The organism is Pseudomonas eucalypticola (assembly GCF_013374995.1).
GTDB lineage: Bacteria > Pseudomonadota > Gammaproteobacteria > Pseudomonadales > Pseudomonadaceae > Aquipseudomonas > Aquipseudomonas eucalypticola.
In genome coordinates this window covers 1,553,558-1,567,251 of sequence record NZ_CP056030.1, presented here as the reverse complement: position 1 = coordinate 1,567,251, position 13,694 = coordinate 1,553,558, and the positions used below count along the sequence as shown (strand labels likewise).

The following is a 13,694-nucleotide window of genomic DNA, read 5'->3' as shown; positions in this document are numbered from 1 at the left end:
CCAGTCATTTATCAGGTGTTCTGCAAGACCCGCGCCATGGACTCATCATCCTCTTTGGCGGTGGTCATCATTTTGATGTGCAACTCGAACTGCTTGGACAAGGCCAGCACCGAGGTCATCTCTTCCACGGCGTTGACGTTGCTGGCCTGCAGGAAACCGGAGGTGACGCTGGAGGTCGCATCGGCCGCGGCTGGCTGGCCGTCCTTGGTGTGCAGCAGGCCATCGGTGCCCTTGACCAGGGTGCGCGGGTCGGGCTTGACCAGCTTGATGCGGTCTACCTGGGCCAGCACTTCCGGGCCCTGGCCCATGGAGCGAACGCTGATGGTGCCGTCGCTGCCCACTTCGATCTGCTGCTCGGGCGGCACGGCGATCGGGCCACCGTTGCCCATCACCGGCAAGCCGTTGCCGTCGCGCAGCACGCCCAGGGCGTCGACGTTCATGCTGGCCATGCGCACGTAGCCTTCGCTGCCATCCGGCGCTTGCACGGCAATGTAACTGTCGCCATCGGCAGCCACGTCCAGGTCACGCCCGGTCGCTACCATGGCACCGGGGGTGAAATCGGTGCCGGGGTTTTCGGTCATGGCGTAGGCGCGCGACGCGTAGACGTCACCAAACACCGGCATGGAGCGTGCCTGCTCCAGGTCGCGTTGAAAGCCGTTGGTGGAAACGTTGGCCAGGTTGTTGGCGTGGGCCTTCATCGCCAACGAGTTCTGGTTGGCGCCGGTCATTGCCACGTAAAGCATTTTGTCCAAGGTAGGTCTCCCATGACGGGCGAATGCCGCCCAGCACTGTACTGGCAGGGACAAAGCAACAAGCGGGCCAAGGTTGAAAAAGCCTTTGTACACCCGGTGTTACAGGGCGATTGGCGGGTACGGCGCCCTGCCCTGCCTGGCAGCAGAGACGGAAAAACGGCGCCTGCTTGCCGGTTGGCGGCAAGGGGCGTCAGAAAACCTTGGGCAAACCGACGGGAGCGGCCCGCAGGGCCAGCACCGCCGTGCGCCCCTGCGGCTATGGCGAAACGAAAAGCCCGGGCGCGGGCCCGGGCTTTTCAGTACTGCCAACAGCCATCACGTCATCTGGATGGTGGTCTGCATGATGGTGCTTTCGGTGGAGATGGTCTTGGCGTTGGCCTGGTAGTTGGACTGCGCCTTGATCAGGTTCACTAATTCGGCGGTCAGGTCGACGTTGGAGTCTTCCAGCGACGAAGCCGACAGCGAACCCATGGTGCCGGTGTTCGGGGTGCCGATCACCGGTACACCCGAGGCATAGGTTTCACGCCAGTCGGTGCCACCGGCCGGGCTCAGGCCCTGCACGTTGGCGAAGTTGGCCAGGGCCACCTGACCGATGATGTTGGTCTTGCCGTTGGTGAAGGTCGCGGTCAGCTGGCCGGTGTCGCTGACCGACAGGGCCGACAGTTCGCCGGTGGCGTAGCCGTCCTGGTCCTTGGCGGTGGTGGCCGAGGTGGCGTTGTACTGGGTCAGGTTGGACATGTCCAGGGTGATGTCGGCCGTGGCCGAAGCGCCATTGGAAGCATAGGTGCCATCGCTCTGCTCGGCGGCAGGGACCCAGCCGGCCAGGCTGAAGGTACCGTCGTCGTTGACGCTCAGGCCACCGGTGACATCGCCCGCGGTGTAGCTGTAGGAACCGTCGGCATTGAAGGTGAGCGGGTTGGACAGCGGCGTGCTGGACGTCGGGTCGGTCGGGTTCACGCCGTCGATGGTGGTGTACATGGTCCAGCTGTTGGACGTGTCGTCCTTCACGAAGTACTGGTTCAGCTGGTGGGCGTTGCCCTGGCTGTCGTACACGTCGGTGTTGAAGGTGTAGTTGTAGCTGCTGGTGTTGTCGGCACTGAACGGGCTGATGGTCGGGGCGGTCGCGCTGGAGTTCAGGTTGACGGTTTCCGAGATCGAGCTGGTGGCCTTGGGCGCCAGGTTCGAGGTGTCGATGGCCAGGTTCGAAAGCACGCCAGAGGTCAGATTGCCGCTGCTGTCGGTGGTGTAGCCCTGCAGGTTGTTGCCGCTGGAGTCGACGATGTTGCCGGACTTGTCGCTGTAGAAGGCACCGGCACGGGTGTACAGCTTGGAGCCGTTGTCGCTCAGCACGAAGAAACCGTTGCCGTTGATGGCCATGTCCAAGCTGTTGCCGGTGGACTCGATGTTGCCCTGGGTAAACTGCTGCGACACGGCAGCAGTGGTCACGCCGCTACCGACGGTGGTCTTGCCCGACGTGCCACGGATGGACTGGGCGTACTGGTCGGCGAACTCGGTGCGCGACGACTTGAAACCGGTGGTGGCGACGTTGGCAATGTTGTTGCCGGTGACGTCCAGGGCTTTGTTGGCTGCTGCCAGGCCACTGAGGCCGACGTTGAAAGACATGTTTTCACTCCTGCGCCGTAGCCGGCATTAAATTCCGATGGTTTGGACAGAGGACAGGCCAACACTGGTACCCGTCGCAAGGTTGAGTGTCATTTCGCCGCCGCTGGTGGTAGCCATGGTGACGCTGTTGACGGTGTTGGGCAGGTTGGTGGTCATGACCGTCGAGGTGTCATTGACCGTGGCCACCGCCTTGAAGGTGTAAGTGCCCGAATCCACCGTGTTGCCGTCGCCATCCTTGCCATCCCAGGTGAAGCTGTAGGTGCCGGCCGATTGCGTCCCCATGTCCAGGGTACGAACCAGGGTGCCGTCGCTGCTGTAGACGCCAATGGTGTTGCTGGTGCTGGAGTCGGTGAGGTTCACCGAGCCCGTCAGGCCCTTGCTGGTGTCGACATCGGCGGTGGTGCCGGTAACGGTCACCGAGTGGCCGACCAGCGAGGACGCCTGCAAGGCCTGGGACGACTGGTACGAGCTGAGGATGGTGCTCACCGAGTCATTGAGGGTCTGCATGCTTTCCAGGCTGCTGAACTGGGCGAGCTGGGACACGAATTCGCTGTTGTCCTGCGGGTCCAGGGGGTTCTGGTTCTGCATCTGGGTCACCAGCAGTTGCAGGAACGCGTCCTTGCCCAGCGCACTGCCCGCGGTACCGGTGGAGCTGTCGGTGGTACTGGTGGTCTTTTGCAGTGACGTCAGGACGGATGAGGCCGATGTGCTGTCAGTGGTTGTAGTCATGTTCGTGCGCCCCTATCACTGACCCAGGGTCAGGACTTTCTGCATCATGGTTTTCGCGGTATTCATGATGTCCGCGTTGGTCTGGAACGAGCGGCTGGCAGAGATCATGTCAGCCATCTCCTCCACCACGTTCACGTTCGGGTAGTACACGTAGCCGTCCTTGTTGGCGGCCGGGTTCTTCGGTTCGTAACGCGCTTCCAGGTTGCTCTGGTCCTCGACCACGGCCGATACCTGCACGCCACTGCCGGCGGCGTCCTGGTCCTGGAACAGCGAACCGCTGTCGCCGGTGGCCTGGGTCTGGTCGAACACGGTGGCGAATACCGGGTGGCGCGCGCGGTAGGTCTGGTCGATGCTCGACGAGACGGTTTCGGCGTTGGCGATGTTACTGGCCACGGTGTTCAGGCGCGTGGTCTGGGCACTCATGCCGGTACCGGCAATATTGAAGACGCTGGCTAGCGACATGAATCATTCTCCCCGGATGGCTGAGACCAGCCCTTTGAATTTGGCGTTGAGCAGGGTGAAGCTGGCCTGGAAGTTCACCGAGTTCTGGGCGTAGTTGGCCTGCTCGACCTGCGCGTCCACGGTGTTCTGGTCCAGCGACGGCTGGCTGGGGGTGCGGTACAGCAATTGCTGGTCCCCCATGGTCACGCCTTCGGCTTCGATATGGTTGGCGTTGGTCCGCTCCAGTTCGAAGGTGCCGTTCTGGCGCTTGTCGCTTTCGGCCTGCAGCACGGCAGCGAAGTCCAGGTCACGCGCCTTGTAATTGGGCGTGTCGGCGTTGGCCAGGTTGTTGGCCAGTACTTCGGCGCGCTGGGCACGAAAGGCCAGGGCCTGTTCGTGGATGCCGAGGGCTTTGGCGAAACTGATGCTCATGGTAGAGACCTGTAAACGGCGGACCGGATGTTGGTGACTGAGACATAGCAAGGGCCGTGCCAAACTGTGAAGAGCCCGGTTTTGCGGGGGCGGACGGCGAAGAGGCAAGCGGCAATGCCAGAAAAGCGGCAACGTGGTTCCGCTGGGTGCCAACAAAGCGGCAAGGTGGGGTTGCCGCGCGGGCCTGGGATGCGGCCAGGTCCGCTACTACGGCGCAGGGGGAAGAACAACAAAGGCCCCGGAGGGCCTTTGGGTCATTTCGCCTGGTAGATGATGCCCGGGCTGCATTGAACCATCTGGTAATGGTCCGGCAGGCCGTTGAGCGCCTCCGATGCCCCCAGGAACAGGTAGCCACCGGGCTTGAGGGTGCCATGGATGCGCATCAGGATGTCTTTCTTCACTTGCGCAGAGAAGTAGATCAACACGTTGCGGCAGAACACCACGTCGAACTTGCCCAGGGCGGCATAGCTGTCCAGCAGGTTGAAGGAGCGAAACTCCACGCGGCTGCGGATGGGCGCCTTCACGGCCCAGCGGCCAGGGCCCTTGGTGTCGAAGTAGCGCTGCAGGCGGTCGGCCGACAGGCCACGACCAATGGCCAGGCTGTCGTATTCGCCGCTTTTGCAGTTGGTCAACATGGAGCCGGACAAATCAGTGGCCACGATTTGCGCGCCGCCCTTGAGCTGGCCCAGGTTGGTTCGCTCGAACTCATCGATGGTCATCGACAGCGAGTACGGCTCCTGGCCCGACGAGCAGGCCGCCGACCAGATGCGCAGCCGCTGGCCCGGCGAGTTCTTGACGAACTCGGGCAGCACCTTGTTCTTCATCACTTCGAAGGGGTAGGTATCGCGAAACCACAGGGTCTCGTTGGTGGTCATGGCGTCCACCACCTGCTCGCGCAAACCACTGCGCGGCTGGGTCTGGATGCGCTGCACCAGTTCGCCCAGGGACTTGATGCCCTGCTGTTCCATGAGCTTGTTGAGACGGCTGGAAACAAGGTATTGCTTGTTCTCGCCCAACAGAATGCCACAGGCTTTTTCCAGGAAGACCCGGAACTGTTCGAAATCCAAATTACCCGTAGACAATGGTGCCGCCTCTCAAATCGTCTGTCGTGTCCGGGGCGCACGCGCCCCGGTCGTTAGCTTGCTGCCTTGATTCGGTCTACAACCCGTTGCGCCAGATCATCAGGCCGGAACTTGGCCAGGAAATCATCGGCCCCCACCTTCTTGACCATCGCCTGGTTGAATACACCCGACAAGGAAGTATGAAGGATGATATGCAACTTTTGCATGCGTGGGTCGCTGCGAATCTCCGCCGTCAAGGTATAGCCGTCCATTTCGGGCATCTCGATGTCGGAGATCATCATCAGAAATTCTTCTTCCGGTGACTTGCCCTCATCGACCAGCTTGCGCAGGTAATCCAGCGCCTGGCGACCATCGTTCAACGCGACCACTTCCACGCCCACGGTCTGCAGGCACCGGGTGACCTGCTTGCGCGCCACCGAGGAGTCGTCGACGGTGAGCACACGCAGGGACAACGCCTTGCTCTGCGTTTCGACGTCCACGACGCCGGCGGAAATCGCCTCGGAAGTGGGCGCCACCTCGGCCAGGATTTTCTCCACGTCGATGATTTCGACGAGTTGATTGTCCACGCGAGTCACGGCCGTCAGGTAGTGATCGCGACCCGTGCCCTTGGGTGGCGGATGGATCTCCTCCCAGTTCATGTTGACGATGCGCTCTACCGAATGCACCAGGAAACCCTGGATCTTGGTGTTGTACTCCGTGATGATCACGAAGGTGTTCTTGATGTCCTGCTGCAAACTGCGCCCACCGGTCGCCAACGCCAGGTCGAGGATCGGAATGGTCGCCCCACGAATATTCGCGACACCGCGCACTACCGGGCTGGACCTGGGCATCATGGTCAGGTTCGGGCATTGCAGCACCTCCCGCACCTTGAACACGTTGATGCCATAGAGCTGCGGCCCGTTGAGACGGAACAACAGAAGCTCCAGGCGGTTCTGCCCTACCAGTTGAGTGCGCTGGTTCACCGAATCCATTACACCAGCCATGCCTGTGACTCCTTAAAACTTCGCTTGGAACGTACCTGCCCACTGAATCGGCACGCCCCTTGCTTTTTATAGTGTATGAACGCAAAAACGACATTATCCCGACGCATGGCACAGAGGTTACTCTGCGGCCTTGCCGCGGTCTGCATTTTTGGATTCGGCAGTGCCTCCCAGGCCGAGGAATTCACAACTCCTGAGCAGCTTATCGGTGTGACCCAGGGTTTTCTTGAGTTCACCGTAGAAGATTATCTGGCAACCAGCCAGACCGAAGGCCGTTATGAGGTGCAGGTGAACCCGCTGGACCCACGCTTGCGCATGGGGTTGTGCGACAAGGAATTGACAGCGGCGCTGCAAAGCCCGGCCACGCCCATCGGCCGGGTGTCGGTGCGGGTGCGCTGTGACGGCAGTTCACCCTGGACGGTGTTCGTCCCGGCGCAGGTGAAGCTGTTTCGCGACGTGGTCATCACCACTCGCCCGCTCAAGCGCGACAGCGTGATCGAAGAGGGCGACGTGGCACTGCGCGAGCGCGACACGGGCCTGCTGACCCAGGGTTATCTGACCGCACTCGACCAGGCCGTGGGCCAGAAGCTTCTCCGACCAACGGTCAACGACCAGGTATTGAGCCCGGCGCATGTCGAGGCCCCTGACACCATCAAGAAAGGCGACAACGTCGTGATCACCGCCACAACCGGCGGCCTGGCGGTGAAGATGCCCGGCGAGGCACTGTCCAAAGGGGCCATGAGCGAGCAGATCCGGGTACGCAACCTGAACTCCAACCGTGTGATAAAAGCTCGTGTCACCGGGCCTGGCCAAGTGGAAGTCGCCATGTAAACGCTGGCGGTTCGCAGCTTATTTTCCTAGACTGGAGGCCATTGCAGCCCCCAGCCTTGGCGCACCGGCGCTTTGTATCAAAGTGCCTAAAGTTATTCGGGGTTTGGCCGAAAACAAGGCAAGCGTCCAAATACCCAGAGGTTTTCATTATGGTTATCGACTTCAGTCGTTTGAACAATTCCTCGCAGGTGTCGACCTCGACACGCACGAGCGGTACCACTGGCACCACCGACACGTCGGCGAGCACCACGGCCAGCACCACCACTACGTCCACTGGCACCACCAGCGGCGGGGAATCCGTACACCTGAGTTCCGAGGCTCAGCAGTTGCAGAAAATCACTGACAAGCTGCGCGACCAGCCGACCGTCGACAGTGCCCGCGTGGCGCAGTTGAAAGCGGCCGTTGCCGATGGCAGCTATAAAGTGGACAGCAGCCGCGTAGCCAGCAAACTGCTAAATTTCGAAGCCCAGCGCTAGGGCCATCGCCCTGCGCAGAGGCTTCTGGACGCTTGAATACCAGAGCCAGCCATGCACGACAGAAACCTGCTGCTGTTGATTGAAGAAGATATCGCCCCGGCCCAGCAACTGCTTGCCTTGTTGCAGCAAGAGTCGGTGGCGCTGCACGGCCGCGACATGCCGCTGCTGGAAAATATCCTGGCGCAAAAACAGTCGCTGATCGTTCTGTTGGAACAGCATGGTCGTAAACGCACCGAGATACTGCTCACTCTCAAGTTGCCCGCCGACCACAGTGGTCTGGAGATACTTGCCCAACATTCGCAGCTGGGGCCCGACCTGTTGGCCCGGGGCGACCTGCTCACGGGGCTGCTGGCCGATTGCCGAGCCGTGAACGAGCAGAATGGCAAGCTGATCCACCTGCAGCAACTCACCACCGCCAACCAGATGCGTATACTCATGGGCGGTGAACCCCCCTCGCTTTATGACGCCCGAGGCTCTACGTCGAAGCTGGCCAAGCCTCGCCCGCTCAGTCAGGCTTGATTTTGCTCACCAAGGCGTGGAACATGCTGCCATAACGCCAGCACCTGCGTGTGTCGTTTTTTGCCTGGAGATTGATGAACCGTGTTCAACGCCACAAACGCGGAAGACGCTCCGCAGCCACCCAAGGTGCTGACAACGCCCCTGGAAATCGCCGCCAACCTGCGTGCGTTGCTGCAGAGCCATGATCCTTTGATCATAACTTTTCATGAGCGCAGCCAGCGCTTCCAGACCTACCTGGTCGAACTGGACCGTGACAGCAATGTGCTGGCATTCGATGAGATGATCCCGCGTGACGGCGAGAAATTCCTCGCTGCTGGCGAACCCTTCAAGGTTGAGGGCTTCCATGACGGCGTGCGTATCGCCTGGGAAGTCAACGACACCCTGACCATCGATGAAAACGAAGGTGGGCGCGTCTATCACGGCCCCCTGCCTAAAGAGGTGGTCTACCACCAGCGCCGCAACGCGTTTCGCGCGGCCCTGAAGCTGGCGCACCTGGTGGACGTCCAACTGGCCGGCGAAAAGCTCAAGGGCGAATTCACTGGCAAGCTGCTGGACATCTCGGCCACCGGCTGCAAGCTGCGCTTTGAAGGTGACATCACCGAACGCCTGCAACTGGGTCAGGTGTATGACCGTTTCGTCGCCAACCTGCCGTTCGGCAAGATGACCGCACCGGTGGAACTGCGCTACCTGCATTACGAAGAGCGTATCGACACCACCTTTGCGGGCACTCGCTTCCACAACATGAGTGGCCTGGTGCAGCGCCAGGTAGAGCGCTTCGTGTTTGACCTGCAGCGCGAGGCGCGGCGGTTCGACAAGGATGATTTCTGAGTTTTTCCCGGCCCATTGAAAAGCCCGGTTCACACCGGGCTTTTTTGTGCCTGCCGATCTACTGCTCTTCCTCGCTCAGGCTACGGCCGACCTTGCGGCCATCGCCCATTTCCGCGGCCTCGTCAGCTTCATCCGCCAGCGGCACGACCTCCCCTTCATGCACGGGCGCATCCTGCACCGGGTCAGGGATGACATGCATCTGGTCGTGCACCGACTGCTCGTCAACCCGTGGGTCGAGCGCAGCCACCAGCGGCGAGCTGGTCATGCTGTCGGGCATTGCCACGTGGTGCAGCGGTGCATCGTCGACCTGGTGCAGGTTGGTAACCGCCTTGGGCCGGATACGCCACACCAGTACCAGGGCGAAGAAGCTGAAGAACGCATACAGGCTCTGGCTGCCAAAGAACTTCATCAGCACACCCGCTGCCAGCGGCCCGACACTGGCGCCAATGCCGTAGGTGACCAGGAGCATGGCGGTCAACGACACGCGACGCTCGGGCTCCACGTGGTCGTTGGCAAAGGCATTGGCCAGTGGATAAAGACAGAACTGCAGCAGCGACACCAGAAAACCCACCCCGAACAGCATCTCCAGCGGCACGCTGGGGAATACTGCCAACGGCAACGCGGCAATCGCCAGGCACAGGGCAAAGCTGCGGATCAGCACCGCACGGTCATAGCGGTCGGAAAGCCACCCCAGGGGCCACTGCACCAGCAGCCCCGCGAAGATGCAGCACCCCATGAACAGACCGACCTGCTCGGTGCTCAGCCCCTGCTGGGAGGCGTACAGCGGCGCCAGGCCGTAAAACGAGCCAACGATGAGGCCTGAGCCCAATACCGTGCTCAGTGACTGCGGTACACGCTTGAGGAAGAAACGTGGCTCCATGGGCGCCGGCTTGAGTGGTGCGGGGTGGATGCGCTGGGTCATGGCGACCGGTACCAGGCACAGGGCAAAGCACAGGGCGACCAGCATCAGCAGCTCCAGGCCCAGTTGCGGGTGCATGACCAGGATCAGCTGGCCCAGGACCAGGCCCAGGTAAGAGGCGATCATGTAGCCGCTGAACACCACGCCGCGCTGCTTGGCTTCGGCCTGCTCGTTGAGCCAGCTTTCGATGACCATGTACTGGCACATCATGCCCAGGCCGACGATCATCCGCAGGAACAGCCAAGCGGGCAGGTAGTCGACCAGGCCGTGGCCCAGCACCGCGGCACAGACGATACCGGCGCAGGTGGTATAGGCGCGGATATGTCCCACGCGGCCGATCAGCCGGTGGCCGAGCTTGCCACCCAGCACCAGGCCGAAGTAGTTGGCCGCCATCAGCGCACCTACCCACAGGCCGTCCACCTGTTCGGCAGCCAGGCGCAAGGCCAGGTAGGTACTTAACAGGCCCGAGCCGATCAACATCATCAACGCGGCGAAATACAGCGCTCGAAAGGGTTTCCAGATCTGGCGCATCGGCGTTCCGAGCGGCTCCTTGAGTGAGGTGGGACTGCGCTTGAAGGGTAGGTACGGCTGGATGTTTGAGCAAGCTGAAGCATTATGCCTGAGCGGCTTGAGTGTGCCTTCAGGGGATTATTGCCCATGACACAGGCTTCGACGAAGGGCGGACTGAAGCGTTCCCCGTCTGCGGCATTTTCTCTGTCGCAAGGGTTCCACGGCGTAATCACCGAACGCCAGAAAGACAAAACCCCCAGCTGCTTTCGCAACTGGGGGTTTCGGAATTTAATCTTGACGATGACCTACTCTCACATGGGGAAACCCCACACTACCATCGGCGATGCATCGTTTCACTGCTGAGTTCGGGATGGGATCAGGTGGTTCCAATGCTCTATGGTCGTCAAGAAATTCTGTAGCCAGGATGCCTTGGGAGGCATTCCAGCGAATCGGGTATGTGATGGTATTTGTGAATCTGCAAACTTTCGGTGCATGTCATCTTCACAACACCGCAATCTGGTCATTCGACGCAAATTGCTTGGGTGTTATATGGTCAAGCCTCACGGGCAATTAGTATTGGTTAGCTTAACGCCTCACAGCGCTTACACACCCAACCTATCAACGTCGTAGTCTTCGACGGCCCTTTAGGGAACTCAAGGTTCCAGTGAGATCTCATCTTGAGGCAAGTTTCCCGCTTAGATGCTTTCAGCGGTTATCTTTTCCGAACATAGCTACCCGGCAATGCCACTGGCGTGACAACCGGAACACCAGAGGTTCGTCCACTCCGGTCCTCTCGTACTAGGAGCAGCCCCTCTCAAATCTCAAACGTCCACGGCAGATAGGGACCGAACTGTCTCACGACGTTCTAAACCCAGCTCGCGTACCACTTTAAATGGCGAACAGCCATACCCTTGGGACCGGCTTCAGCCCCAGGATGTGATGAGCCGACATCGAGGTGCCAAACACCGCCGTCGATATGAACTCTTGGGCGGTATCAGCCTGTTATCCCCGGAGTACCTTTTATCCGTTGAGCGATGGCCCTTCCATACAGAACCACCGGATCACTAAGACCTACTTTCGTACCTGCTCGACGTGTCTGTCTCGCAGTCAAGCGCGCTTTTGCCTTTATACTCTACGACCGATTTCCGACCGGTCTGAGCGCACCTTCGTACTCCTCCGTTACTCTTTAGGAGGAGACCGCCCCAGTCAAACTACCCACCATACACTGTCCTCGATCCGGATAACGGACCTGAGTTAGAACCTCAAAGTTGCCAGGGTGGTATTTCAAGGATGGCTCCACGCGAACTGGCGTCCACGCTTCAAAGCCTCCCACCTATCCTACACAAGCAAATTCAAAGTCCAGTGCAAAGCTATAGTAAAGGTTCACGGGGTCTTTCCGTCTAGCCGCGGATACACTGCATCTTCACAGCGATTTCAATTTCACTGAGTCTCGGGTGGAGACAGCGCCGCCATCGTTACGCCATTCGTGCAGGTCGGAACTTACCCGACAAGGAATTTCGCTACCTTAGGACCGTTATAGTTACGGCCGCCGTTTACCGGGGCTTCGATCAAGAGCTTCGCGTTAGCTAACCCCATCAATTAACCTTCCGGCACCGGGCAGGCGTCACACCCTATACGTCCACTTTCGTGTTTGCAGAGTGCTGTGTTTTTAATAAACAGTCGCAGCGGCCTGGTATCTTCGACCGGCATGGGCTTACGGAGCAAGTCCTTCACCCTCACCGGCGCACCTTCTCCCGAAGTTACGGTGCCATTTTGCCTAGTTCCTTCACCCGAGTTCTCTCAAGCGCCTTGGTATTCTCTACCCAACCACCTGTGTCGGTTTGGGGTACGGTTCCTGGTTACCTGAAGCTTAGAAGCTTTTCTTGGAAGCATGGCATCAACCACTTCGTCGTCTAAAGACAACTCGTCATCAGCTCTCGGCCTTAAGATCCCGGATTTACCTAAGATCTCAGCCTACCACCTTAAACTTGGACAACCAACGCCAAGCTGGCCTAGCCTTCTCCGTCCCTCCATCGCAATAACCAGAAGTACAGGAATATTAACCTGTTTTCCATCGACTACGCTTTTCAGCCTCGCCTTAGGGACCGACTAACCCTGCGTCGATTAACGTTGCGCAGGAAACCTTGGTCTTTCGGCGTGGGTGTTTTTCACACCCATTGTCGTTACTCATGTCAGCATTCGCACTTCTGATACCTCCAGCAAGCTTCTCAACTCACCTTCACAGGCTTACAGAACGCTCCTCTACCGCATCACCAAAAGGTGATACCCGTAGCTTCGGTGCATGGTTTGAGCCCCGTTACATCTTCCGCGCAGGCCGACTCGACTAGTGAGCTATTACGCTTTCTTTAAAGGGTGGCTGCTTCTAAGCCAACCTCCTAGCTGTCTAAGCCTTCCCACATCGTTTCCCACTTAACCATGACTTTGGGACCTTAGCTGACGGTCTGGGTTGTTTCCCTTTTCACGACGGACGTTAGCACCCGCCGTGTGTCTCCCATGCTCGGCACTTGTAGGTATTCGGAGTTTGCATCGGTTTGGTAAGTCGGGATGACCCCCTAGCCGAAACAGTGCTCTACCCCCTACAGTGATACATGAGGCGCTACCTAAATAGCTTTCGAGGAGAACCAGCTATCTCCGAGCTTGATTAGCCTTTCACTCCGATCCACAGGTCATCCGCTAACTTTTCAACGGTAGTCGGTTCGGTCCTCCAGTTAGTGTTACCCAACCTTCAACCTGCCCATGGATAGATCGCCCGGTTTCGGGTCTATACCCAGCGACTAAACGCGCTATTAACACTCGCTTTCGCTACGCCTCCCCTATTCGGTTAAGCTCGCCACTGAATATAAGTCGCTGACCCATTATACAAAAGGTACGCAGTCACAGAACGAAGTCTGCTCCCACTGCTTGTACGCATACGGTTTCAGGATCTATTTCACTCCCCTCTCCGGGGTTCTTTTCGCCTTTCCCTCACGGTACTAGTTCACTATCGGTCAGTCAGTAGTATTTAGCCTTGGAGGATGGTCCCCCCATATTCAGACAAAGTTTCTCGTGCTCCGTCCTACTCGATTTCATTGACAAGAGATTTTCGCGTACAGGGCTATCACCCACTATGGCCGCACTTTCCAGAGCGTTCCGCTAATCTCAAATCAACTTAAGGGCTGGTCCCCGTTCGCTCGCCACTACTAAGGGAATCTCGGTTGATTTCTTTTCCTCAGGGTACTTAGATGTTTCAGTTCCCCTGGTTCGCCTCTCAAGCCTATGTATTCAGCTTGAGATAACCATCTTGTGATGGCTGGGTTCCCCCATTCAGACATCTCCGGATCACAGTCTGTTTGCCGACTCCCCGAAGCTTTTCGCAGGCTACCACGTCTTTCATCGCCTCTGACTGCCAAGGCATCCACCGTATGCGCTTCTTCACTTGACCATATAACCCCAAGCAATCTGGTTATACTGTGAAGACGACATTCGCCGAAAATTTGCAATTTGAATCACAAATTTTACCTTAGCCTGATCCGTTACCAGTGAAAGTAACGTTCAGTCTATCTTTCTATCAC

At 58.9% G+C, this 13,694-nt stretch carries 12 protein-coding genes and 2 rRNA genes; 4 read left to right on the top strand and 10 right to left on the bottom strand.

Annotated elements, in window-relative coordinates; all coding sequences use genetic code 11:
- Positions 1-11 precede the first annotated feature (11 nt).
- The 7 genes from HWQ56_RS07275 to HWQ56_RS07245 all read right to left on the bottom strand — a co-directional run bounded on the left by HWQ56_RS07275 (position 12) and on the right by HWQ56_RS07245 (position 6,042).
- On the bottom strand, positions 12-752 hold the full coding sequence (locus tag HWQ56_RS07275; protein ID WP_158154698.1) for a flagellar basal body rod protein FlgF: 741 nt from the start codon (positions 750-752) through the stop codon (positions 12-14).
- Positions 753-1,067: 315 nt separating this feature from the next.
- Positions 1,068-2,375 (bottom strand): flagellar hook protein FlgE, encoded by a 1,308-nt coding sequence (gene flgE / locus HWQ56_RS07270; protein ID WP_158154699.1) that lies wholly within the window; start codon positions 2,373-2,375, stop codon positions 1,068-1,070.
- Positions 2,376-2,402: 27 nt separating this feature from the next.
- Entirely contained in the window at positions 2,403-3,104 is a 702-nt protein-coding gene (locus HWQ56_RS07265) for a flagellar hook assembly protein FlgD (RefSeq protein WP_158154700.1), read from the bottom strand.
- A gap of 15 nt (positions 3,105-3,119) precedes the next feature.
- Positions 3,120-3,566: a flagellar basal body rod protein FlgC gene (gene flgC, locus HWQ56_RS07260; RefSeq protein WP_158154701.1), complete on the bottom strand. Its 447-nt coding sequence runs from the start codon at positions 3,564-3,566 to the stop codon at positions 3,120-3,122.
- 3 nt (positions 3,567-3,569) lie between these two features.
- Positions 3,570-3,977, bottom strand: a complete 408-nt coding sequence (gene flgB / locus HWQ56_RS07255; RefSeq protein ID WP_176570112.1) for a flagellar basal body rod protein FlgB — start codon at positions 3,975-3,977, stop codon at positions 3,570-3,572.
- 254 nt (positions 3,978-4,231) lie between these two features.
- Positions 4,232-5,059, bottom strand: a complete 828-nt coding sequence (cheR, locus tag HWQ56_RS07250) for a protein-glutamate O-methyltransferase CheR (protein WP_158154703.1) — start codon at positions 5,057-5,059, stop codon at positions 4,232-4,234.
- Between the two features lie 53 nt (positions 5,060-5,112).
- The gene (locus HWQ56_RS07245; RefSeq protein ID WP_158154704.1) at positions 5,113-6,042 is read right to left on the bottom strand and encodes a chemotaxis protein CheV; all 930 of its coding nucleotides are present in this window, start codon (positions 6,040-6,042) and stop codon (positions 5,113-5,115) included.
- A 75-nt stretch (positions 6,043-6,117) separates the two neighbouring features.
- On the opposite strand from HWQ56_RS07245, the gene flgA reads away from it, so the two are divergent.
- From flgA to HWQ56_RS07225, 4 genes are all read left to right on the top strand, one after another.
- Complete coding sequence (gene flgA / locus HWQ56_RS07240) at positions 6,118-6,870, top strand: flagellar basal body P-ring formation chaperone FlgA (protein WP_158154705.1); 753 nt, start codon at positions 6,118-6,120, stop codon at positions 6,868-6,870.
- Positions 6,871-7,019: 149 nt separating this feature from the next.
- Positions 7,020-7,346, top strand: coding sequence for a flagellar biosynthesis anti-sigma factor FlgM (gene flgM, locus HWQ56_RS07235; RefSeq protein ID WP_176570111.1), 327 nt, complete (start codon positions 7,020-7,022; stop codon positions 7,344-7,346).
- 51 nt (positions 7,347-7,397) lie between these two features.
- Positions 7,398-7,865: a flagella synthesis protein FlgN gene (locus HWQ56_RS07230; RefSeq protein WP_158154707.1), complete on the top strand. Its 468-nt coding sequence runs from the start codon at positions 7,398-7,400 to the stop codon at positions 7,863-7,865.
- Between the two features lie 81 nt (positions 7,866-7,946).
- Complete coding sequence (locus tag HWQ56_RS07225) at positions 7,947-8,693, top strand: flagellar brake protein (protein ID WP_158154708.1); 747 nt, start codon at positions 7,947-7,949, stop codon at positions 8,691-8,693.
- Positions 8,694-8,751: 58 nt separating this feature from the next.
- Here the strand turns inward: HWQ56_RS07225 and HWQ56_RS07220 are convergent, their stop codons facing one another.
- The 3 genes from HWQ56_RS07220 to HWQ56_RS07210 form a co-directional block, all read right to left on the bottom strand.
- Positions 8,752-10,143, bottom strand: a complete 1,392-nt coding sequence (locus HWQ56_RS07220) for an MFS transporter (protein ID WP_158154709.1) — start codon at positions 10,141-10,143, stop codon at positions 8,752-8,754.
- Between the two features lie 271 nt (positions 10,144-10,414).
- Positions 10,415-10,530, bottom strand: a 5S ribosomal RNA gene (rrf, locus tag HWQ56_RS07215).
- Between the two features lie 141 nt (positions 10,531-10,671).
- Positions 10,672-13,564: ribosomal RNA gene (locus HWQ56_RS07210) — 23S ribosomal RNA — on the bottom strand.
- Positions 13,565-13,694: the final 130 nt, after the last annotated feature.

Bases quoted from the DNA above. Each gene is read 5' to 3' on its own strand.
- flgM (WP_176570111.1), top strand. From the start codon at position 7,020: ATGGTTATCGACTTCAGTCGTTTGAACAATTCCTCGCAGGTGTCGACC.
- HWQ56_RS07245 (WP_158154704.1), bottom strand. From the start codon at position 6,042: ATGGCTGGTGTAATGGATTCGGTGAACCAGCGCACTCAACTGGTAGGG.
- flgC (WP_158154701.1), bottom strand. From the start codon at position 3,566: ATGTCGCTAGCCAGCGTCTTCAATATTGCCGGTACCGGCATGAGTGCC.
- HWQ56_RS07265 (WP_158154700.1), bottom strand. From the start codon at position 3,104: ATGACTACAACCACTGACAGCACATCGGCCTCATCCGTCCTGACGTCA.
- HWQ56_RS07230 (WP_158154707.1), top strand. From the start codon at position 7,398: ATGCACGACAGAAACCTGCTGCTGTTGATTGAAGAAGATATCGCCCCG.
- flgA (WP_158154705.1), top strand. From the start codon at position 6,118: ATGAACGCAAAAACGACATTATCCCGACGCATGGCACAGAGGTTACTC.
- flgB (WP_176570112.1), bottom strand. From the start codon at position 3,977: ATGAGCATCAGTTTCGCCAAAGCCCTCGGCATCCACGAACAGGCCCTG.
- flgE (WP_158154699.1), bottom strand. From the start codon at position 2,375: ATGTCTTTCAACGTCGGCCTCAGTGGCCTGGCAGCAGCCAACAAAGCC.
- HWQ56_RS07220 (WP_158154709.1), bottom strand. From the start codon at position 10,143: ATGCGCCAGATCTGGAAACCCTTTCGAGCGCTGTATTTCGCCGCGTTG.